We start from the raw sequence: 19,397 nt of genomic DNA on the forward strand, positions 1-19,397 counted from the left end.
GATACCGGAACCCGGACAACTACAAATCGCGTATCCTCTTGAGAAGTGCAGCCCGGATGGCAGCATGAGCAATCATCTCAGCAGACCATTCCCCGGGAACCTTGAAGAGCCCCATAAGCCGTGGGCATGGTCAACATCCTTCCACGAGCACCAGCTCGCTAGGTCAAGGAGTCAACAAAACCGGGGGCAGTCCCCTACGTCAACTCGCCGGCCTGGGGTCGCCGTCAACTATTGACCGTAGGACGACTTTGGGCCTCGGATGGACTGGATTACCGCCAAGGCTCCCATGAGGGACGTTAAGGACTAGCGCAGCCGTAGCATTGTCCGCGTCGATAGCCGGACACTGCGCACGGCAGGTAACTTACGCTAGCCTTCACACTCGACGCAGTACGAGTGGTCGTTCTTTACGCGTGCGAGCTGGGACCGGTGCCGGACCAGGAAACAGGAGTAACAGGTGAACTCGTCCTCGGCCTGGGGAATCACCTGCACGATCAGTTCCTCGGCGACGAACTCCCCACCGGGGGTCATCGTATCGTCCAGCGCGTCGGCCTCGTCCAGGTCGCGTACGACGCTTCTGGCGTCCGGGGCGTTTGCGGATTGCAGCGCCTCAAGGGAGCGTTCCTGTGATTCTCTGACGTCGGAACGGACTTCGTCGTAATCGGCTGCCACTGCGGTGATTCTCTTCTCTAACGCTCTTACCTGACCGAAGGAACCTACACCATAGCTGGGGAGGTCCTCTTCAGGGGCCACGCTCGGGGCTGATGTGAGTTCATTTGTTAGGCATTTTCTGATGCTGAGACGTCGTCCGTATCGGGTTCGGCCCACTCCAGCGCCGCGACGAGGTGTCCTTCATCCGGGAGCGCCTGTTGTTCATCCGCCGGGAGGTTGTCGTAGGTGTAGGCGGCGACGGCCATGGGTGAGGTGGAGCGGCCCAGACTGTAGCGGACGCTGCGGTCGTTTTTGGTGCCGCAGATGAGGATGCCGATGGTTTCGTTGTGGTGGTCCCTGCGCAGGACGTCGTCGACGAGTGCGACGTAGAAGTTGAGCTTGCCGGCGTATTCGGGCTGGAACTTGCCGGTTTTGAGTTCGATGACGACGTAGCGTGATTGTTCGATGTGGAAGAAGAGCAGGTCCACGTAGAAGTCATCGCCGTCGACGTCGAAGTGGACCTGCCGTCCCACGAACGAGAACCCAGGGCCGAGTTCGCGGAGGGTCTCGGTGATCCTGCTGGTCAGGGCGTTCTCGAGGTCGCGTTCTGCTACTTCTCCGGAGAGACCGAGGAATTCGAAGTTGTAGGGGTCTTTGGCGATCTGTTGGGCGAGTTCAGAATCGGGTGCAACCAGATGCTGCACGAAGTTCGAGGGTGCCGCTCCGGTGCGTTCAAGGGTCCTGTTCATGATCATGTTCATCAGCACATTCCGCGACCAGCCATACTCGACGGCTGCAGCGGCGTACCAGTCCCGCGCTTCCGGCTCCAGCCGCTTGTCCAAAATGGTGCGGATGTGGCCCCATGGCAAATGTCCCACAGGCTGTGGGACATTTGCGTCGAGCCCCGGCCACGCTTCCGCGAAGCTGCGCATGTACTGCAGATTGGACCGTGACAAGCCGGTCATGTCAGGGAACTCCGCGCCCAGGTCCTCGGCCAGCCTGCCGATGACCCCACTCCCCCACCCATCGATGGCCTGTCGTTCAAGGATGGTTCTGCCAATGGCCCGGTACAGGTCGATCAGCTGCGTGTTGACGGTGCGCAGAGCGTTGGTGCGTGCAGCCCTGACCCGGGTCTTGAGCTCGCCGAGAAGATCGGTATAGCCGGCGGGAAGGGCGAGGTCGTCTGTCACGTCCTCGATCCTATCGAGGCGGCAGGGAATAATGAGCAGCCAGCCATCTCGATCTCCTCCGGCAAGTCCGGTTCCAGCCGTTCCCGGCAGAAGGACAAGGAGCGCATCCTCGACGCTATCCCGCCCTCGCCGCCATGCGGAGTCTGGCCCCTAAACGGACCATCTCATGGACAGCCCAGATGGCGGCCATTGCAAGGAAGCCGTAGAAGCTGAAGAGCAGTCCAAATAGTGCCGAGAGGCTCGTGTTTGCATTGGTCGTCTGTGTTCTGAGGGCTGTTCCTTCAGTCCTGGAAGGTAGATCTGCCTGGGCGGCATAGACCCACCATGACAATGCGTAAATGGTGGCGCAACCCAGCAAGGAGATGACGAAGACCCGCCGGGTGTTCGACTTGCGGAAGACAAGGTAGACGATGAGAATGACGCCGACCATCCAGATTCCGACTGACCAATAGGACCATAATCTCTCAACCATCGAAGTCTTTTCTGTTCGCCAAGTTTCACCGGCTACCCTACCGGCGACTGCTTAGCGCGCGGGACCGCTTTTGGTCCGTTCCGCGCCCACTGCTGCCCCTGAGCGGGTCTTCTTGGCCTTTGCTGCGCCCTTGCCCATGCTGACGGCTGCGCTGGGGTGTGTGCCCTCGCTGCGTTCCGCGGCGGCGCGTCCTCGGACTTGGGTTTCATTGGCTCCGGTGGTTGCCAGAGATGCGGCGAAAGCTTCGTGGCGTTCCGCTGAGCCGTAGTCGTTTGATGACGTGCTTTCCGTTTTGAGGCCCTGGTCTTTGAACCGGCGGCTGAGGTTGCCGGTGACGCGGTTCTCGATCTCGCGGCCGACGCTTTCCATGCGGGCGAAGAGTTCCTTTTCAGCTTGCTCGTACCGCTGTTCCACGGGCGTCCTTTCGGATCCCGTGAAGCCTCCCTCTGCCAGGAGTTTGGCTTCGTGCATGTCCTTGGCGGCTTTCACGAACGCGGGATCCTCAAAGTGCGAATCTGCGGCGCCGTTGATGTTCGAGGTGGTTTCTTTGCGGAGCTGGTCGATGTCGGGACCGTTGATGCCGTCCTTGCCGATGAGGAACAGGCGTTCCTGCACGGTTGCGTCCGCGGCCGCCACGGCTGCTGGGGTCTTAGCAGTGTGAGCGGTCTGCAGCGCCTGGGCCAGCTCGGGGTTGGCAAGGTATTCGGCTGGCACCTGGTGGCGTTCCATTTCCGGGGCAAGCGTCACGGCCTGGGCGCGGAGTTCTTCGGCGCGGGCGGCAGCGAGCAGGCCCATGGCCTTCTCGTGTTCGGCGGCCGCCGTGCGTGTCTCTTCCTGGCTGCGTTCCAGTGCGTCCTGCCGGGCCTTGTCCGTCGCGGCATTCTGGATATCTGACTCCAGGTATCCAGAGTCCTTGCCGGCCTCGCGGGTGTCGATGCCATAGCGCGTGAAGACTTCCTGCCGGATCTTTTCCGAGGCCGCGAGGGCGGTCGGATCGTGGTCCTTCCAGCCTTCAGCGATGGCGTGGGCCGTGGCGATGTCGTGGGGCTGGGCCTTGTCCCACCACTGGTCCTTATTTACCTGTGCCAGCGCCGCACGCGCTGCGCTTCGGTCTGCCGTGAGGCGGGCCTGCGCTTCGTGCGCTGCCTGGGCATCCTGCTGTTCCTGCTGCCGTTGGGATTCCTGCCGGCGACGGGCCAGCGTCTCGGCAATGCTGGACGCGATCATGAGGGACTGCCGCATTCCGCCGTCCAGCAATTCGTCCATTCCGTCAGATTCACTCATCGTGCTCCCCTTGCAGTTGGTGGTGGTCGTTATCGGTCCAGTACGGGGCCGGACTCCCGGCCCGTGTGCTGGTGGGTTTTGGCCGGCGTTGGTGTGATCGGTACCGCTGACCCTGGACGGATGGGCGCCATGCCGCGCAGTCCAAGTTCTACGGAGTTCGTTGCCGCTGCCTGTTCCGGGGCACCGACGGAGACCGGGCGGGGCATGGTGGCCGCGAACGGTTTCAGCTGCTCTGTGACGACGGCCCGGAGCCGCTGCGCTTCACGGGTTCGTCCGGACTGTTGGTGCATTTCGTGGATGGCGAAGGCAGTGTTCACCAGCTGCAGCATGAGCGCCGATTGGGCGGCCGTCTTGCTCTTGCTGGACGCGGCCATGAACAACATGGCAGTGCCGGCAATGGACGGCAGAGCGACAGGCTTGCTGTGCTGGCGTGGTGCCCGGAGTTGGGCGGTGCGGGACAGTTCGGCAGCGGTGGCCGCCAGCGGACCCGGCGTCGGTTCGAGCCGGTGGGACCATGCCGCGAACGCGCCGGATACCTCTCGCGCTGCTTTCGCCCAGGTGGCGTGATCATCCCGGGGCAGTGTGCGCAGCTGCTCAACGAGTGCGGTCGCGTTCCGGGTGTACTCGACCCACATTTCCGCCGGGGGTGTTCCGTTCTCGGGGCCGGTCCTGGACACGGTGCGCCTGTTGCGGGCTGCCGCGTTCCACTCCGCTGCAGCCTCGGTAGCCAGCTGCGGTGAGTCCACCCACTCTTCACGCAAAGCACCGAGCTTCAGGTCGGAGGCGAGTGTGCCGCCCCCGAACCAGATAGGACGTTCACCCTGCTTCGGGCGTTCGGCCACGGAGTACCCGACGATGACGTCGGTGGTGTTCTTCGCATAGCGCGGACGGACCAGCATTCCGGTGTCGCGGGCGCGCCTGACGAACTCACCTTCGGTCGCCGAGGAGCTGGCGCTGGCGCGGACCTTCCGGGCCAAAGACGAGCGGTGCATTTCCCGCTCGTCCCGGACGGCGGTGGCCTTCTCGGCCCGGTCGTAACCTCGGGTGGCGTGCACGGTGGAGAGCTGTTCCAGCCCGTACTTAACTTCCAGCTCACGGCACGATTCCTGAGCCCTCTTGTAGTCGCCGTGGGTGGATGCCTTGGTGCCGTCTTCGCGGACCAAGGAGACAGCCAGGTGGATGTGGTGGTTGCCGTTCTCACTCGTGCCGTGGTTGACCGCGACCCAGCGGCAGCGCGCCTTGCCGCTGGTTTCGGTGAAGCCCATGGAGTCCACGAAATCGTTGGCGATATCGCCCCACTGCTGATCCGTCAGGGCGCCTTCTTCGGCGCGCAGGCTCAGAGAGCAGTGCCACACGCTGGCGTCCTTGTATCCGACGTGGACGCGCTCCTTCTTGGCCGCGTCCCGGTGCGAACCTGGGCATGCCCGGGGGCTGCAGCGGGTGTTGGTGCTCAGGTTCGGGGAACCTGTTCGCCCTCAAGGGTGAGGTCCGGGTGCTCGACGGTGTTGAGGTAGCGGGTGGCGCCTTCGATGCTGAGCCCGAAGAGATCGCAGATGCGGCGGATATCGCCGCCGGTCGCGTGGATCTCGTGCAGGATACGGTCCTCGCGCAGCGCCTGGGGCCGCAGCGTCAATCCGGTCCAGGGGTACTGCCGACTGACGGGCAGGAGCCTGGGCGCCGTACGCCGGTTGATGAGCAGGTGCGGGTTGGCACTGCCTGGCCAGGTACGGTTGCGCTGGTCGAGCCAGGCTGCCAGGCGGGTGCGCACGGGCGCGGCCAGCGGAATGTCGCGGGTGCCCAGTACAAGATTTCCGTCGCTGATGTCGGTGAGCCGCAGCTCGCTGAGCTGTTTTTTGGTCAGCGCGTGGAAGGCAACCAAGGCAACCGCGAGGGCGACCACCGGCTTCGGGGAGTTCAACTCCTCGCGGATCACTGCGGCGTCCAGAGCGAGAGGGATAGTGCTGCCCTTCGGGGACGTCTTCATCCCGCGGGTCGGATTCGCGAAGATGAGCCGGCGGCCTTTGAGGGTCGTGAAGAGCGACTTGAGCCCGTTCCCGGCGACGTGGCGGCGGACCCTCGTTTCGTCCAGCGCGGCTGTGATGTCGGCGCGGGTGACCTCGGCGGGCCCGAACGTTGGCACGGCTGGTCTCCGCGGAGGGGCCGCAGGACCCGGAGGAACGCAGCACGAGGATCATGGTCACGCTGCCCGGTGAAGCAGCCACGGACCCCGGCATTGTCCGCGGCATGATCGAAAAAGGTATGGACCTTGCCCGCATCAACTGCGCGCACGACGACCCTGGGACCTGGCGGCAGATGATCGGCAACATCCGCGCCGCAGAAGATTCCACGGGCAGGCGCTGCCTGGTCTCCATGGATCTGGGCGGCCCCAAGCTGCGCACGGGCCCCATCCGCCCGGGCCCCCGCGTCCTGAAGGTCAGGCCGGTCCGGAACGAAACCGGCACAGTGACCGCCCCGGCCAGCGTGTGGCTGGGAAACCCGCCCGAGACGGGCCCCACGCTGCCCGTGATTCCCGTCCAGGACGAGAACTGGGCGGCAGCCCTGCGGGAGGGCCAGAGTGTCAGCTTCGAAGACGCCCGCGGAGCCCGCCGCACCCTCGCCGTCGACCACGCAAGCCCGGCCGGGTGCCTGGCAGCTCTTCACGACACCAGCTACGTGATCCCGGGAACCAGGCTGACCGCCGCCCCGGTGGCCCCTTCTGACAAGAAACCCCACCGCCACACAGGGTCATCCACCCTCGTCGGCGTTCTGCCTGCCCTGGAACAGAGCCTGATGATCCGGCGCGGGGACACCATCATCCTCAGCAGTGACCTCACCCCCGCAGACAGCCATACCGTGGGCACCCACCGGATCGGCTGCACCCTCCCCGCCGTCTTCACGGACGTGAAGCCCGGGGAAAGGATCTGGTTCGACGACGGCAAGATCGGCGGGGTGATCACCGGGGCCGGAGCCGGAGAACTGACAGCTGAGATTGTCTCTGCCGCCCCCCACGGCTCACGGCTCCGGTCCGAAACGGGCATCAACCTCCCCGACACCCGGCTCAGGGTCCCGGCGCTGACAGATCAGGACCTCGCCGACCTCGAACACGTCAAGGTCCTGGCCGACATCGTCAGCATGTCTTTTGTCCGCAGCGAGGCAGATGTCAGCGACCGTCTGGCCCATCTGGACGCCGAGCAGGACCGGAACCTTGACATCATGCTCAAGATCGAGACCGTGGCCGCGTTTGAAGCGCTGCCCGAAATCCTCCTCGAACTGATGAAGTGGGCCGACGTGGGCGTCATGATGGCCCGCGGTGACCTCGCCGTGGAGGCCGGCTTCGAACGGCTGGCTGAAGTTCAGGAGGAAATTCTCTGGCTCTGCGAAGCCGCGCACGTCCCGGTCATCTGGGCCACCCAGGTCCTGGACACCCTGGCGCGGACCGGTTTGCCGTCCCGGGCGGAGGTGACCGACGCCGCGATGGCCCAGCGCGCCGAGTGCGTCATGCTCAACAAGGGCCCGTTCATCAATGAAGCCATCAGCATGCTCGCGGACATTCTGGGCCGGATGAAGGACCACACGCAGAAGAAGCGCAGCCTGCTGCGCCTAGGAGTGGCTGTTGGAGGGCTCGAAGGTGTATTCGCGTTGGAGCCGGGACCTGGCTTCGTGCTCAACCAGGGTGGGTATGAAGCTCCTGATGCGTCCGTCAGCCAGGGAGTCGTATTCTTCGCCGACGATACCGGCGATGTGCGGTTGGGGCGCCTCCGGAAAATGGGCTGACAGCCGGTCGACTACGGCACGGACGGTGGTTTCTTTTTCAGCTTCGCTCACCATTCCAGTGTCGCCCGGGCGTGAACCGGCGTCAACAAATTCCGCGGACACAGGGTCATAACCGGGACACTCTGCTGCCCTTGGCGACGGGGGATTTGATGTTAGCCTTATACGCCCCCAAGCCCGGGCTGAAACACCCCTGTCGTTTACCTTCGATGACTATCATGGCGCCGTGGAAGCCCTCCCGGATATTCAACGCCCCGCTGCTGCCCTGGGCGCGACATTGACGGTAGAGGGCGCGGACTTCGCACTGTTCTCCACCTCGGCGGCCGCGGTGGACCTGTGCCTGGTGGATGACTCCGGTGTCGAGACCCGCCACCCGATGTCAGTACAGGACGGGCTCTGGACTGCAAACGTGCCCGGGTTCCTCGCGGGCCAGCGTTACGGCTACCGCGTCGAGGGGACCTGGGACCCGGCCCGGGGACTGCGCCATAATCCGCACAAGTTCCTGCTGGACCCTTACGCCAGGGCCATTGACGGCCGGCTCTGCTGGGGACCCGAGCTGTATGCCTTCGACCCCAATGACCCGTCCCAGCCGGACCGGGCGGACAACCGGCACCACACCTTCGTGTCCGTCGTTGTCGACCCCGCCTACGACTGGGGGACAGATACCCGGCCCGCAACTCCCCTGAACCGGACAGTCATCTACGAGGCCCACGTCAAGGGCATGACCAGGCTGCACCCGGACGTTCCCGCCCCCGAGCGCGGAACCTATGCCGGGTTGGCGCATCCGTCTGTCATCGCGCACCTCAAACGGATCGGCGTGACCGCGGTGGAACTTCTTCCGGTCCAACAGTTCATCACCGAGGAACCCCGCGCCGGCCGGTCCAACTACTGGGGCTACAACCCCATCGGCTATTTCGCACCCCACAACGCCTACGCGGCGGCACACGCGGCGGGTGACACCGGCCGGAGGCCCGGAGGGCAGGTCACCGAGTTCAAAGACATGGTCAAGGCCCTCCATCAGGCCGGCATCGAGGTGATCCTCGACGTCGTTTACAACCACTCCGGCGAGGGCGGAGCCGACGGACCCAACCTGTGCTTCCGTGGAATCGACAACGCCGCCTACTACCATCTGGTCCCCGGCGACGAGGCCAACTACGAGGACTACACGGGCACCGGCAACACCCTGAACGTAGGATCGCCTACGGTCCTGCGCCTGGTGATGGATTCGCTGCACTATTGGGTGGAGGAGATGCACGTCGACGGTTTCCGCTTCGATCTCGCCCCTGCGCTGGCCCGCGCCTCGGACCGGGTCGACATGCTCTCCGCGTTCTTCGGGATGATTGACTCCGACCCGGTGCTTGACGGGGTGAAGCTCATCGCCGAACCGTGGGACCTCGGCCCCGAAGGCTACCAGCTCGGCAACTTCCCCCCGCGGTGGGCGGAATGGAACGGCAAATTCCGGGACGTCGTCCGCGACTTCTGGCGCGGCCAACCGGGCCTCACGGCCGAGCTGGCAAAGCGGCTCACCGGCTCCGCCGACCTTTACCAGGACGACGGCCGCCAACCCAGCGCGTCCGTGAACTTTGTCACCGTCCACGACGGCTTCACCCTTCGGGACCTCGTCTCCTACGACCACAAGCACAACACGGCCAACGGCGAGAACGACCGCGACGGGGAGTCCAACAACCGTTCCTGGAACTGCGGCATCGAGGGGCTCACCACGGACCCGGAAGTCACTTCCCTTCGCGCACGCCAGATGCGCAACCTCATGATCACCTGCATCCTCGCCCAGGGAGTGCCGATGCTGCGCCACGGCGACGAACTGGGCCACACACAGGCAGGGAACAACAACGCCTACTGCCAGGACAACGAGATCTCGTGGATCGATTGGGCTTCCGCCGACGAGGACATGATTGCATTCACCTCCAAGGTCCTCAGGCTGCGCCGGGACTACCCCGTGTTCCGGCGCCGCACCTACTTCGACGGCAGGCCGGTGGCCCCGGCAGAGGGCCTCAGGCTGCCGGACATCCTGTGGCTTAACGCCGACGGAACACCCCGGACGGGACAGCAGTGGGACCAGTCCTGGGGAAAGTCCCTCGCCTGCTACCTGAACGGCAAGGGCGTGCGGACCCGCCGGAATGAACCCGAAAACGACTTCCTCATCGTCTTCAACGCCTCTTCCCATGACGTAGTGCACCAAACGCCGAGGGAGCATTTTCCCGCGGAGTGGGAGGTCGCCCTGACAAGCTGGGACGGTCCCGCGCCGGCAAGGATTCTGGCAGGCACCGCCTACACGGTACCCGCCCGCAGCACCTGGATTCTCCGCTCCGTCGAGCAGTAGCGCAGCAGCCCGCCCCGGGTCGCGGGCGGTGGGGCAGCGAATCGGCGATCCCTCAGGGACCCGTGCGTTTCAGCCATCAGGTTTTGGCAGAGCGGCAGGGGCGACGCTGTTCATCGGAGGTTTACCGGGTGCACATATCCTGTGGAGGATCTGCTCCGTTTATGGGAAGGCGCCGCCATGAACTTCGAAGGTAAGTCCGGCAGGAATGTCCACGGGAGTGACCTGAAGCGTGGGCAGGCGGTCCGTGTCCGGGACGGTGACGAAGACCTGGGCATCGGCGTCGTTGATGAATTGGCCACCGATGGGGCCAACGCCGTCTGGATCTTCTTCACAGGTAACACGCCGCGCAGGCTCCCCACCGATAAAGATTCGATCGAATTTACCGTGCTGGAGTCCGAAGCCCGGTGCGCATAGGTGCATCGGTATTTCCGGGAGTGAGCCTTCCGGGTAACAAAACCGAGAGCGTTCCGCCCGGGCTGCCGTGGCACAGCCCGGTATCCCGCTTAGCCGGCGGTAAGCCGGCCTGCATTGTGATTCATGCGCTCGAGGACGCTGAGAGCGATCGCGTACTCATCCGCACCGATTCCCGCCGTCAGCTCACGTCGGCAGGCTTCCATCAGCAGTGCGGCCTCGGCGTGCAGGGCGGATCCAGCCCCGGTCAGCGCGAGGCGGCCATCCAGCAGGAACACGAGCCTTCTGCGAACGAGCGCGGCCATGTCCCGTTCCCGGGTGTTGCCGCCGTCCGCTGAGGTGTAGGGGCGCAAGACATCTCCCACTTCAGCCGGCGTGAGGGGGGCCGGGCGAAGCGCATTAAGCAGCTGCCACTGCCTTCTGGTCAGGGACAGCTGGGAGAGCGTGGAATCGAGCAAGGTCTCCAGCGAAGCATCCAGCCGCTTGACCCAGTATCCGATGGGCTTGTTCACGATGCCATCGTTGCAGTACTGGCTGCCTGGAACCAGCAGCCGTTAGTGCGCACGACGAAGTATCCCAGGTTACTCAACAACTCCGCGCGACTCTCGACCGTTCTGGTTCTACTGCAGGGCACGGATGGTGTGTTTGCGTGAAAGTTCGGTGAGTTCGGCGAGTTCTGCCAGCCGGTGCGCGCGGGCGGATTCGGCCGGCGTGAACGGTGCATGGGGGCGTGAAAATCGCAAGGGTTCGTGCAAGGGTGACGGGATCTTCAGCAGGGTCCCGTCACAGTCCGGTCCGCCGTCATGGGCTCTGGTGCAGTCCTCGACGGGGTTGATGGGACGATCGGGATTCGCGACCGGTTCAGCGTCCAGCAGTTCGGCGACCGCGAGTTGAAGTTCGTCCGGGTCTTCCGCGACCCTCAGGGCCAGGGCCAAAGCCTTCGTCTGGCCGTCTGCCACGGCCAGGGCTGTTGCCGGCCACACGCGAACATCACGGCCACCGCCCTCCCCAGCCGCGGCAAGCAGATCGGCGTGGGTGACATCGTCCGGCGCGCCTACCACCAGTTCCTCCAGAACCCCTCCGGGGACGTGGTGGCTCCGGCACACGAGGATGTCGGCCCCGACGCCGCAGACGCCCCCGGCCAGCTCTTCCCGCCCTTGCCGATCGTCAGCAACCAGGGTGCGGACGCGCCACAGGGCTCCGGACTCGTGCAGCCGGCGCCGGTGGCGCAGGGCTGGTGCGTGCAGCCAACCCCGCAAAGCGAGCCGGACCGAGGGCTCGGCCACCCAGATCACCAGTGTGGTGGCAGTCAAAGTCAGGACCAGTACCTTCAGCAGGTACGGCATGTCCGTGTCGACCACGGCGGCGTGCACCACAAGTTCTATGGGTAGCATGGCTGCGACGTTGGCAAGGGTGAGCCGCGCCTTGGCGGGGTGGGGTAATTGGCCGCACGAGTCGCAGGCCAACGCGTGGGCGGGGTGTCTGTTCTGCCTTGTCATGGTTCCACTCTGCTGGCCCCGGAGGCCGGGCCTCAACGACCGGCGCATGAACAATCGGCGAAGGCGCATCGCCTCGGACATCACCGCAGGCAGGCGCCCCTGGATGGTCACCCCAGCCGGGTTGGTCAAGAAGCCGGGCTGCGAACAAACCTCTCTGTTGGAGGACGCGCGTTCTTGCCAGGCGGACCTACCTCCGGACGCTCCAGTGGTTATCCTGACGGGTATGGACGTTTTCCCGCCTGGCCGGCCGCAGCCGTCCAAGTCGGCACCTGACAGGGATCTGCCGAACCCTGTGAGGTGCCCAGATACGGTGACCGGCGAACCGCCCGTCCGGTTCCCTGCCTATCGGTCCGAGGGAGGCTGAAATGTGGTCCGGAGGCCCGGTGGTGCTGGGCGTCCCCTGGCAGCCGGCGGACCGGCTGATCCGGGCGGGTGCAGACCTGGCCGCAATCCTGGGCGTGCACCTTATTTGCGCATTTGTGGATCCGGCGAGCTACCTGACCAAATGGGCGCCAACCAACTCACGGGCGGGAGTCACGCTCGATCCAGCCCCTAACCGGGAAACGGACTTCCCGGCCTCGGAAATCCTGGAGAGACTCCGGGACCTTCTGGGCGATCCCGGGCAGGAATGGACTTTCAGGGTGCTCAACGGAGAAGTCTCCCAAGCGCTGACCCGACTGGCTGAAAGCACGGACGCTTCGATGCTGATCGTCGGCGGCCAGCGGCCGGGCAACCTGGCCGGGATGGCGCGGCTGTTGGAAGGTTCTGTCAGTATTTCCCTCACACGCTCGCAGCCCAGACCCGTCATCGTCATCCCGCACCTGGGCCCATGACGGGCGTCCAAGCAGGGATCCCTTATCGATGGCCTCGAAGCTGCCAGCAGCGGGGGAGTGACCCGAACCGGGGATGCTAGCCGAGGAGTCCGGCACGTCTTTCGACTGCGCCCACAAAATTGTCAAGGTCCTCGGAACTGGTGCTGAAGGGGCAACAGATGATGCCGCCCAGCGGGCCTTTGGTGTCGCCTCCGACGCTCAGCAATCTCATTCCGGCCAATCCGGGCTGTCGTAAACGAACCTTTTAGACGGTGAAGTAGCGGGCCCCGGGTGCCGGGTGGTCGAAGGTCAGTGACCATGATGCCGGCCCTGGCGCACCGGATGCCCTCACCGATGCGGGGCAGGAGTGCGTGCGCTGCCTCAGGTTGCTGGACGCTGATGCGTTGGATGTTGTTCCGCTGGATGCGGCGTCCGGTCTGCCATCAGCGCCGCCGATGGCGGGAGGGGCGGCCCTGGGCGCTGAAGTGTGCACGGTCCGGCACGGCACCTACCGGGTGGGTGGCCCGGTGGCGGCCTGGCTAGTGGGCGGGCCGGATGTCCACCGGGTCGGTGTGCAGGAACATCCGGCGCGGGGCGATTCCGGGCAGGCGTACCCAGAGGATCGACGCGTCGGAGGTTACGCCGTCGATGGTGCCGGTGCAGGCTGCGTGTCCGTGCTCGGCCACCGTCACCGTCTGGCCGGAACGCAGGCGGGTCCAGTCCGATGCGGGAGCGGCCGGGAGGGCGTCGACGCTTTCCAGGAAATCCTTCATGTCGCTGAGCCTACGGGCTGGGTGTGAATGGTGTATGAACAGAGTCAGGGCGGGTTTGGGGCGCCCGGGGGATGGTCCACCCGGGTGGACCATAGGCGGCAGCCGCTGTTCGGGTGTTTTGGGTCTGGTCGATTTCCTGTGCGGGGAGCGGGAGGGAGATGAGGTAGCCCTGGGCGTTGTCGCAGCCCAGTCGGCGCAGCACGGCGAGCTGGGCGTCTCTTTCCACGCCTTCGGCTGTCATCGTGAGGCTCATGGCCTTGGCCGTGGTGATGATGCCGGCGACGAGGATGGCGGAGGTGGGGTCGGTGTCGATCGTGTCGATAAAGGACTTGTCGAGCTTCAGTCCGGTCAGGGGAAGGTCGCGCAGCATGGCTAGGGAGGAATAGGCCGTTCCGTAGTCATCGAGGGCGACGCCGATGCCGGCGTCGATGAGTGCCTGTAGCTGTGCCGCGGCGGACGGGAGGTCGGTAATGGCGGCGGTCTCGGTGATCTCGATGTTCACCAGGGACGCCGGTACTCCGTGCCGGCGCAGGGCGGCCTGGAGATCGTGGACCAGGTTTCCGGCGGCGAGCTGGACGGGGGAAATGTTCACGGAAATGGGACGGGGGGTACCGGCGTCGGCCCAGCGCCGGGCCTGGGCGCAGGCGGTATCAATGACCCACCGGCCGATGGCGTGGATTTCCCCGGTGTGTTCGGCGACGTGGATGAACTCGCCGGGGGAGACTTTGCCGAGCTCCTGGTCCTCCCAGCGCAGCAGTGCCTCCACGGCAGTGCAGGAGCCGGTGGCGATGTTCATGAGGGGCTGGTAGTGGAGGCTGAAGCCTGCGTTGGCCAGGGCGTGGGGCAGCCGGCGGCGGATGAGGGCCTGGCGGGCGAAGCGGGTGGCGGGCCGGCAGGGGTCGATGCGGCCCAGCCGGCGTTTGCCGTCGTGTTTTGCCTGAAGCATGGCGGTGTCGGCGAGGCGGAGGAGGTCCTCCAGGCGTGCGGCTGGGGTCCCGTCGTCGATGTCGGTGGACATGGCCAGCCCCAGGGTGGCGGTGAGCCTGAGGTCGTGCCCGTCATGGGTCAGGGGTTCAGCAAGCGATGCCAGGATCCGTTGCGCGATGGAGCGTGCTGTGGCCTCATCGACGTCCACGAGGAGCACGGCGAATTCGTCCCCGCCCAGCCGGGTCACCAGATCCGCTGGCCTCGTGCACGCCCGGAGCCGTGCGGAAAACTCGGCCAGCACGGCATCGCCGGTCCGGTGTCCGAAGGTGTCGTTGGTGATCTTGAAATCATCCAGATCCACATACAGGAGTGCCGTCGGGGACGAATCGGAATCGTTGGCGCCCACCAGTGAGGGACCTTGCTCTTCAAGGTGCCTTCTGTTGGCCAGGCCGGTCAGAGGGTCGTGCAGCGCTGCCTGCCGGAACAGGGCCGAGAGACCTTCGAAGATTTCGGAGACCGGAACGATGCGCGGTCCGTCCGCCGCGAGCACTAGCAAATCTTCATACCGGTGCTGTTCCTGCCTGGCGAGGACCACGGCGGCAGCGGCCCGAAGGTCCAGGGACGGCGGGAGCAAGGTGCCGGGGGGCGGGAGGAGATCCGTTGCCTCGACCCTGGCGTTGAGTGCCCGTCCGTAGCCCAGACGCCCCGCCATCCGGTGATCCAGTTGGGCCCGCGTCAACAGGGACGGTATTCCGGCATCGTTGATGACCACAGCCCGAAGCGCACGGTCGGCCCGGAACAGTGCCTCGATCTCACCGGAGGGTGTATCACCGGGGAGGACCAGGGCCGCGCAGCCGAGGCCGCCAATCACGGGTTCCGCCGGGCGCGGGGCCCGGACGGGCATATCGGGCTCATCGGGCTCATCGGGCTCATCGGGCTCATCGGGCTCATCGGGCTCATCGGGCTCATCGGGCTCATCGGGCTCATCGGGCTCATCGGTCACTGACCCTTATTACCCGATGAAAGCGAACAGAAAACATACACCATGCCAATAATCCGGGTTTCGCCCCTTGCAGCAGATCGCACGGCGAACCGGGGCGCGGTCCAACAATGCGCCGGCCGTCAGCATCTCCCGCAGGGCCCTGCGGGACCTTCGGACATTCCCCGGGTTCCGGAATGCCGTTGGTCCGGCGATACGTCAGGACATTTCGTCGTGGTCAAACGGCCGGACGAGGCCTGACAAACAGTGGGGGCCGGTGCGGGCCGGGTTGTACTGGATCCGGCCGCCCTCGTAGGAGTGGTCCGGGTCCGGGTGCCCGCACCCCTGGAAATCCGCCAGGTGGTGGGTGGTGTGCGGGATTCCGTAGCGGTCCGTGTAATTCAGCTTGGCCTGTTTCCCGTCCGCACCGGGCATCCACCCCACGAAGTGGTCAAAGGACCGGTTCTCCATCATCACCACGATGATGTGGCCGCCCACAGCGTGCTGCCGGTGGCCAAGGCGGTGGCGGCAGCCGTACCCGCCACCCCCAGGAAATTACGTCTAGAAAAGTTCACGTTCGGATTCCTTCATTGTCAGGTCCGGCTTCCAGCGCCACCGGGGGTGTCGTGGCCAGCCACACGTGTAATCGATCCCGGGACCGGAATAGTTACGCGTGGCCGTCCCGGTGCCCGCTGCCGTGGCGGCCAGTGCCCGGGTGTTGTCCGGGTCCAAGGCAGCAGAGGGCGGCGGCGCCTACTTAGGCGGCGGTTGGCCGGTTGAATGCAGGGCAAAGAAGTTACTGATGAGTAGAGTTCACGCCCCAAAGTAGATCACGGAACGGTTACAGTCCGTGCCGATAGCGGGTCCGTTCATGCAGTGTTCAACGCACGTTTCCCTGCAATTTTGCGGCATTGACCTACCGGCAAGCCGCCGCGCGGACACGGGCTTTCATGCGCCGTCGCGGGCCCGGCGGGGTGATGCTGGCGTTCGTGAAGCCAGACGGGGTTTCACTTACAGGCCCAAATTGTCCAACACATGTTCGGATGTCCGGGTTGCGGGGGGCATCGCACCGGACCGCCAGAGTGTCATGTGCTGCTGGTCTGGTGGAGCGGGAGGAAGGTTTCGCCGCGGTCCTTCATGAGCGTCAGGGCGCGCGCGAGCCCGGGGGCCGTGCCACCGGCGGGGTGGTTGCCGTGGGCGATGACGATGTCTGTCGCCCGTGCCCGGGTGATCTCGCGGGTGACCGTCGCGGCGGGGAGGGTGGCGCCGGCGTCGCCGTTGATGGTGAATCCGACCGGGATCAGGCCAAGGGAACGGACGATGTCGGCGGAGACTTCATCCATATAGGCGGTACCTGGTCTGAAGTAGCGGGGGCGCTCTCCGGTGAGTTCGGTGAGGTGGTCGTTGTTGGTCATGATCTCGTCGTAGACCTCGCCGGGGTTCCCGGTGCCGGTGATCCCGTAGGCGCTCTTGCCCGTGACGGACAAGGGGCGGTGGGAAGTTCCGTGGTTGCCGAGTTCGAAAAGCGGATCACCGGCCAGGTCTTTGGCCACGGCCTGATTGGCGTTGATCCAACGGGAGTTCAGGAACAGGGTGGCAGGGATGTGCTGCTGGCGCAGGAGGGCCACCAGGGCCAGGTCGGCTCCGTTGCCGTTGGTCCCGCCGCAAAAATCAAACGTCAGCGCCACCCCGGCGGCCGTGGAGGGCAGGCGGGTCAGCACCCCTGGTGCCTTCAGCCCCCAGTACTTCGCAGCGTGTCCGGCAAAGGTCCTCGTCACCGCGTCGCGGGTCAACACGGCCCCCGGCCGGCCGGGGAAGTCCGGGAGCGGAGGAGCCGCTGCCGGTGCTGCGGGGGGAACCGCTATTCCGGCCGCCGCATTGATTGCAGAAGCATCCTGCCCGGTTCCGGCAGTCCCGGTTTCCGGGCGGTAGGGAGCGCAGCCGGCCAGTGCCATGGTGGCGGCCAGAAGGAATGACCTGCGGTCCGGGGTCCATGCCACGGCAGATGTTCCGATCTCTTCAGAGTGAATTACAGGAGGAGCAACCCGGTCCGTGGTGCTGGGCCGGGGGCTGTTGCCCCCCGCTGACGAGGCGCCAGGGCTGAGTAGCGGGTGACGTGGCCGGGTGCGAAGCCGCCGACGGCCGGCTTACCCCCACCTGTGCCCCGCCCATTGTAGGCTCAGGCGGGGCGACGGCCGGGAGCGAAGGTGCTGCGGAACCGCGCTTCAGGGCCGGGAATTGCGAAGTTTCACCCCCACGTCGCGCTCTGTTACCGCGGTGTTCGCTTAGCTCACAGGTATGCGCCGGAGACTGCGGAAATCCGGTCAGCGTTGCCGGCCGCCCGGCGGCAGGAAGTCCTGGCGGACAGCGGCCTCACCGTGGCGGCCCTGGAGAGCTATTCGGGGGGCCTTGATGATTGAAGACCGTGAACGGGCAGTCGCCTACATCACCGGACGAATCTGTACGCACTCCAGCGCCCGGCTGATCAGGGACGTGGAGACCGGACGGTTCAACGTCATGAGCGGGGAGGTGGCCGTCGACCGGGTCCATGTCTATGACTTCCAGACCCGCGGGTACGTCGCGGGAAGCCGAACAGCTGGCCGGTGGAACCTGTTCCACACCAGCGACAACGCCACGACCGAGCTGATCCAGACCGACCCCGGGCGGTTCGCAGGCCTGGACCAGTCTTCCGGACAGTGGTTCGCCGTGACGGTGACCGGCCGGATCTCCCTGATCACGGACATGGTCCCCGGACGGTCCCGGCACTACTCACTCTGACCGGACCCACTTATGTTCCTCCCGCACCGCCTCTTCAATGCCGGGACGGGAAATGCCCGGACAACGTTCCGCGAGCCGGTCCGCCACATTCCCGACGGCCCGCAATTCCCCGTCCGGGTTCACTCCCCCTCTCTCGCGCCCGCCGCCCGGACAGATCAAGGAAACCCCGGCTGCTGCGCGCCAACCCCAGGCCATCCCTGCCGCCGGCCGCCCGCCAGGCCTTGACTTCGTGGTGGCCGTGTTCAGGGGCGCAGACACTCCAGGGGCCCGGGAGCCGGCCCCGGCAGAGGAGGCTGATGCTGCCCCCGGAGATCTGTATCCCCGGTAGGTGAACAGGAAGTGAAAGAACGACCACGAGCAAATTCCTGATCACATCGATCACAGCAGGCGCCATCGCCCTGGGCGGCGGTGCCGCAGCATTTGCCAACACCACCACCCTGCCCGGCGGTAGCGACACCCCCGCCGTTACGGCCAGCCCTGTGGCGTCGAGCCCGGCAGACACACCCGTGCTCAGCCCGTCCGCCCCGGCAACGCCGGCCCCGGATGCACCCGCACCCTCCACGTTTGCCACTGCGCAGACGCCGGCATCCGTGCCCCCTGCCGCAAGCGGAACACCCGGCGAGGACGCGGCTGGTGCACCGGAAACGCAGGAACAGGAAGAGACTGCTGTGCCGGCAGAGAAGACCCCGGCTCCATCCGCCCCGGCAACCGAGGAACCCAAAGCGACTCCCGCACCGTCACATCAGGCCACGGACACCACAGACCGCGAAGCCCCGGGGCGAGGACCGCCCCGCACCGCGAAGGCGACCGCAAAGAACACCGGCCCCAGGGCGAGGACCGCCCCGACGGGTCACACCAGCACAACCGATAGCAACTACTGCACACAAAAAGTAGGGAGGACCTTGGGGGTCCTCCCTACTTTTGTGTGCAGTGAGCCTGCCTCCGTGCCGGCAGGGATGCATGGGCGACGCCCCGCTGACGTACAGACGTGCAGCAGCCGATAAGGATGCGTCGTTATCCCCGCCGACGCAGTGAGTTAGCGGGGCGTCGGCCCGGCTTGGCTGCCGGATCATCGTGCGCAGCTCCGCGCGTGCAGGTGCCGTGAATCAGGAAATCTATTAGCGAGAGCCAATGATGGCCCCGGGACGGGTCCAGGGCGTGCCTAGCGCCGTGGAGGACTTCGGGCAGCGCCTGGTCCGGATACCAAGAGGTTCGCATCACGCACCGGCACGGCACAGTGTTGCCTCCGGTGATGATGGGTATGAGGGCCGGGACAAGACCGCGGGCGTCGATGAAGGTGCACCCTCATTCAGGGATCGGGCAGGCGTCTCCCAGCATTGTTTCCCCCTCTCTGGCCCCGGCTGTAAGAACCGGTTGTGGTGGCTGGTCATCGTCGCGGGGCTGAGCTGCTGCGGGGATTTCGGACAGCGGAATTGGTTGATTCTTCTACGCTGCCAGTGCTGGCTGTTGATAACCATAGTGGACTTCGTTGGGCCGCCGGTAACCGAGCGC

17 protein-coding genes and 2 pseudogenes are annotated in these 19,397 nt (G+C 65.5%); 5 read left to right on the plus strand and 14 right to left on the minus strand.

Translation table 11 applies throughout. The annotated features are described in order from the left end of the window. Positions 1 to 366: 366 nt before the first annotated feature. From ACZY0Y_RS17585 to ACZY0Y_RS17610, 6 genes and pseudogenes are all read right to left on the minus strand, one after another. Positions 367 to 669 carry a DUF4193 family protein gene (locus ACZY0Y_RS17585; protein ID WP_463959473.1) on the minus strand — a complete coding sequence of 101 codons (303 nt, stop codon included), beginning with the start codon at positions 667 to 669 and terminating at the stop codon, positions 367 to 369. A gap of 107 nt (positions 670 to 776) precedes the next feature. Then, positions 777 to 1,838 (minus strand): PDDEXK nuclease domain-containing protein, encoded by a 1,062-nt coding sequence (locus ACZY0Y_RS17590; RefSeq protein ID WP_463959475.1) that lies wholly within the window; start codon positions 1,836 to 1,838, stop codon positions 777 to 779. Between the two features lie 115 nt (positions 1,839 to 1,953). Next, on the minus strand, positions 1,954 to 2,268 hold the full coding sequence (locus ACZY0Y_RS17595; RefSeq protein WP_463959477.1) for a hypothetical protein: 315 nt from the start codon (positions 2,266 to 2,268) through the stop codon (positions 1,954 to 1,956). Positions 2,269 to 2,361: 93 nt separating this feature from the next. Beyond that, the gene (locus tag ACZY0Y_RS17600) at positions 2,362 to 3,594 is read right to left on the minus strand and encodes a hypothetical protein (RefSeq protein WP_463959479.1); all 1,233 of its coding nucleotides are present in this window, start codon (positions 3,592 to 3,594) and stop codon (positions 2,362 to 2,364) included. A 29-nt stretch (positions 3,595 to 3,623) separates the two neighbouring features. Beyond that, positions 3,624 to 4,997: pseudogene (locus ACZY0Y_RS17605) on the minus strand (relaxase/mobilization nuclease domain-containing protein); the annotation flags it as partial. A 47-nt stretch (positions 4,998 to 5,044) separates the two neighbouring features. Continuing rightward, a complete protein-coding gene (locus tag ACZY0Y_RS17610) occupies positions 5,045 to 5,734 on the minus strand; it encodes a site-specific integrase (RefSeq protein WP_463959481.1) in 690 nt (229 codons plus the stop codon). On the opposite strand from ACZY0Y_RS17610, the pseudogene ACZY0Y_RS17615 reads away from it, so the two are divergent. Beyond that, positions 5,728 to 7,182: pseudogene (locus ACZY0Y_RS17615) on the plus strand (pyruvate kinase); the annotation flags it as partial. The gene ACZY0Y_RS17610 and the pseudogene ACZY0Y_RS17615 sit on opposite strands and share 7 nt — an antisense overlap. Before the next feature lie 12 nt (positions 7,183 to 7,194). Here the strand turns inward: ACZY0Y_RS17615 and ACZY0Y_RS17620 are convergent. Then, complete coding sequence (locus ACZY0Y_RS17620) at positions 7,195 to 7,422, minus strand: three-helix bundle dimerization domain-containing protein (RefSeq protein ID WP_463959497.1); 228 nt, start codon at positions 7,420 to 7,422, stop codon at positions 7,195 to 7,197. Between the two features lie 169 nt (positions 7,423 to 7,591). Between ACZY0Y_RS17620 and glgX the strand changes: the two genes are divergently transcribed. Both glgX and ACZY0Y_RS17630 read left to right on the plus strand, forming a co-directional pair. Further along, positions 7,592 to 9,706 (plus strand): glycogen debranching protein GlgX, encoded by a 2,115-nt coding sequence (glgX, locus tag ACZY0Y_RS17625; RefSeq protein ID WP_463959483.1) that lies wholly within the window; start codon positions 7,592 to 7,594, stop codon positions 9,704 to 9,706. Positions 9,707 to 9,883: 177 nt separating this feature from the next. After that, positions 9,884 to 10,120, plus strand: coding sequence for a hypothetical protein (locus ACZY0Y_RS17630; protein WP_463886082.1), 237 nt, complete (start codon positions 9,884 to 9,886; stop codon positions 10,118 to 10,120). A gap of 89 nt (positions 10,121 to 10,209) precedes the next feature. On the opposite strand, the gene ACZY0Y_RS17635 is transcribed toward ACZY0Y_RS17630, so the two are convergent. Continuing rightward, positions 10,210 to 10,629, minus strand: a complete 420-nt coding sequence (locus tag ACZY0Y_RS17635; RefSeq protein WP_463959485.1) for a winged helix DNA-binding protein — start codon at positions 10,627 to 10,629, stop codon at positions 10,210 to 10,212. A 108-nt stretch (positions 10,630 to 10,737) separates the two neighbouring features. Next, positions 10,738 to 11,511, minus strand: a complete 774-nt coding sequence (locus ACZY0Y_RS17640; RefSeq protein ID WP_463959486.1) for an amino acid-binding protein — start codon at positions 11,509 to 11,511, stop codon at positions 10,738 to 10,740. A gap of 470 nt (positions 11,512 to 11,981) precedes the next feature. On the opposite strand from ACZY0Y_RS17640, the gene ACZY0Y_RS17645 reads away from it, so the two are divergent. Next, positions 11,982 to 12,449 (plus strand): universal stress protein, encoded by a 468-nt coding sequence (locus tag ACZY0Y_RS17645; protein ID WP_463959488.1) that lies wholly within the window; start codon positions 11,982 to 11,984, stop codon positions 12,447 to 12,449. Positions 12,450 to 12,967: 518 nt separating this feature from the next. Here ACZY0Y_RS17645 and ACZY0Y_RS17650 read toward each other — a convergent pair. The 5 genes from ACZY0Y_RS17650 to ACZY0Y_RS17670 all read right to left on the minus strand — a co-directional run bounded on the left by ACZY0Y_RS17650 (position 12,968) and on the right by ACZY0Y_RS17670 (position 17,107). Further along, positions 12,968 to 13,201, minus strand: coding sequence for a hypothetical protein (locus tag ACZY0Y_RS17650; RefSeq protein WP_463959490.1), 234 nt, complete (start codon positions 13,199 to 13,201; stop codon positions 12,968 to 12,970). Positions 13,202 to 13,211: 10 nt separating this feature from the next. After that, complete coding sequence (locus tag ACZY0Y_RS17655; protein WP_463959491.1) at positions 13,212 to 15,131, minus strand: putative bifunctional diguanylate cyclase/phosphodiesterase; 1,920 nt, start codon at positions 15,129 to 15,131, stop codon at positions 13,212 to 13,214. A 195-nt stretch (positions 15,132 to 15,326) separates the two neighbouring features. Further along, on the minus strand, positions 15,327 to 15,605 hold the full coding sequence (locus ACZY0Y_RS17660) for an alkaline phosphatase family protein (protein ID WP_463959492.1): 279 nt from the start codon (positions 15,603 to 15,605) through the stop codon (positions 15,327 to 15,329). After that, positions 15,581 to 15,682 carry a twin-arginine translocation signal domain-containing protein gene (locus ACZY0Y_RS17665; protein ID WP_463959494.1) on the minus strand — a complete coding sequence of 34 codons (102 nt, stop codon included), beginning with the start codon at positions 15,680 to 15,682 and terminating at the stop codon, positions 15,581 to 15,583. The genes ACZY0Y_RS17660 and ACZY0Y_RS17665 overlap by 25 nt, the downstream gene beginning before the upstream one ends. A gap of 510 nt (positions 15,683 to 16,192) precedes the next feature. Beyond that, on the minus strand, positions 16,193 to 17,107 hold the full coding sequence (locus tag ACZY0Y_RS17670; RefSeq protein WP_463959496.1) for a polysaccharide deacetylase family protein: 915 nt from the start codon (positions 17,105 to 17,107) through the stop codon (positions 16,193 to 16,195). 412 nt (positions 17,108 to 17,519) lie between these two features. On the opposite strand from ACZY0Y_RS17670, the gene ACZY0Y_RS17675 reads away from it, so the two are divergent. Further along, positions 17,520 to 17,885, plus strand: a complete 366-nt coding sequence (locus ACZY0Y_RS17675; RefSeq protein ID WP_463886066.1) for a hypothetical protein — start codon at positions 17,520 to 17,522, stop codon at positions 17,883 to 17,885. Positions 17,886 to 19,397 lie beyond the last annotated feature (1,512 nt).

Source organism: Pseudarthrobacter kochi (assembly GCF_055412805.1).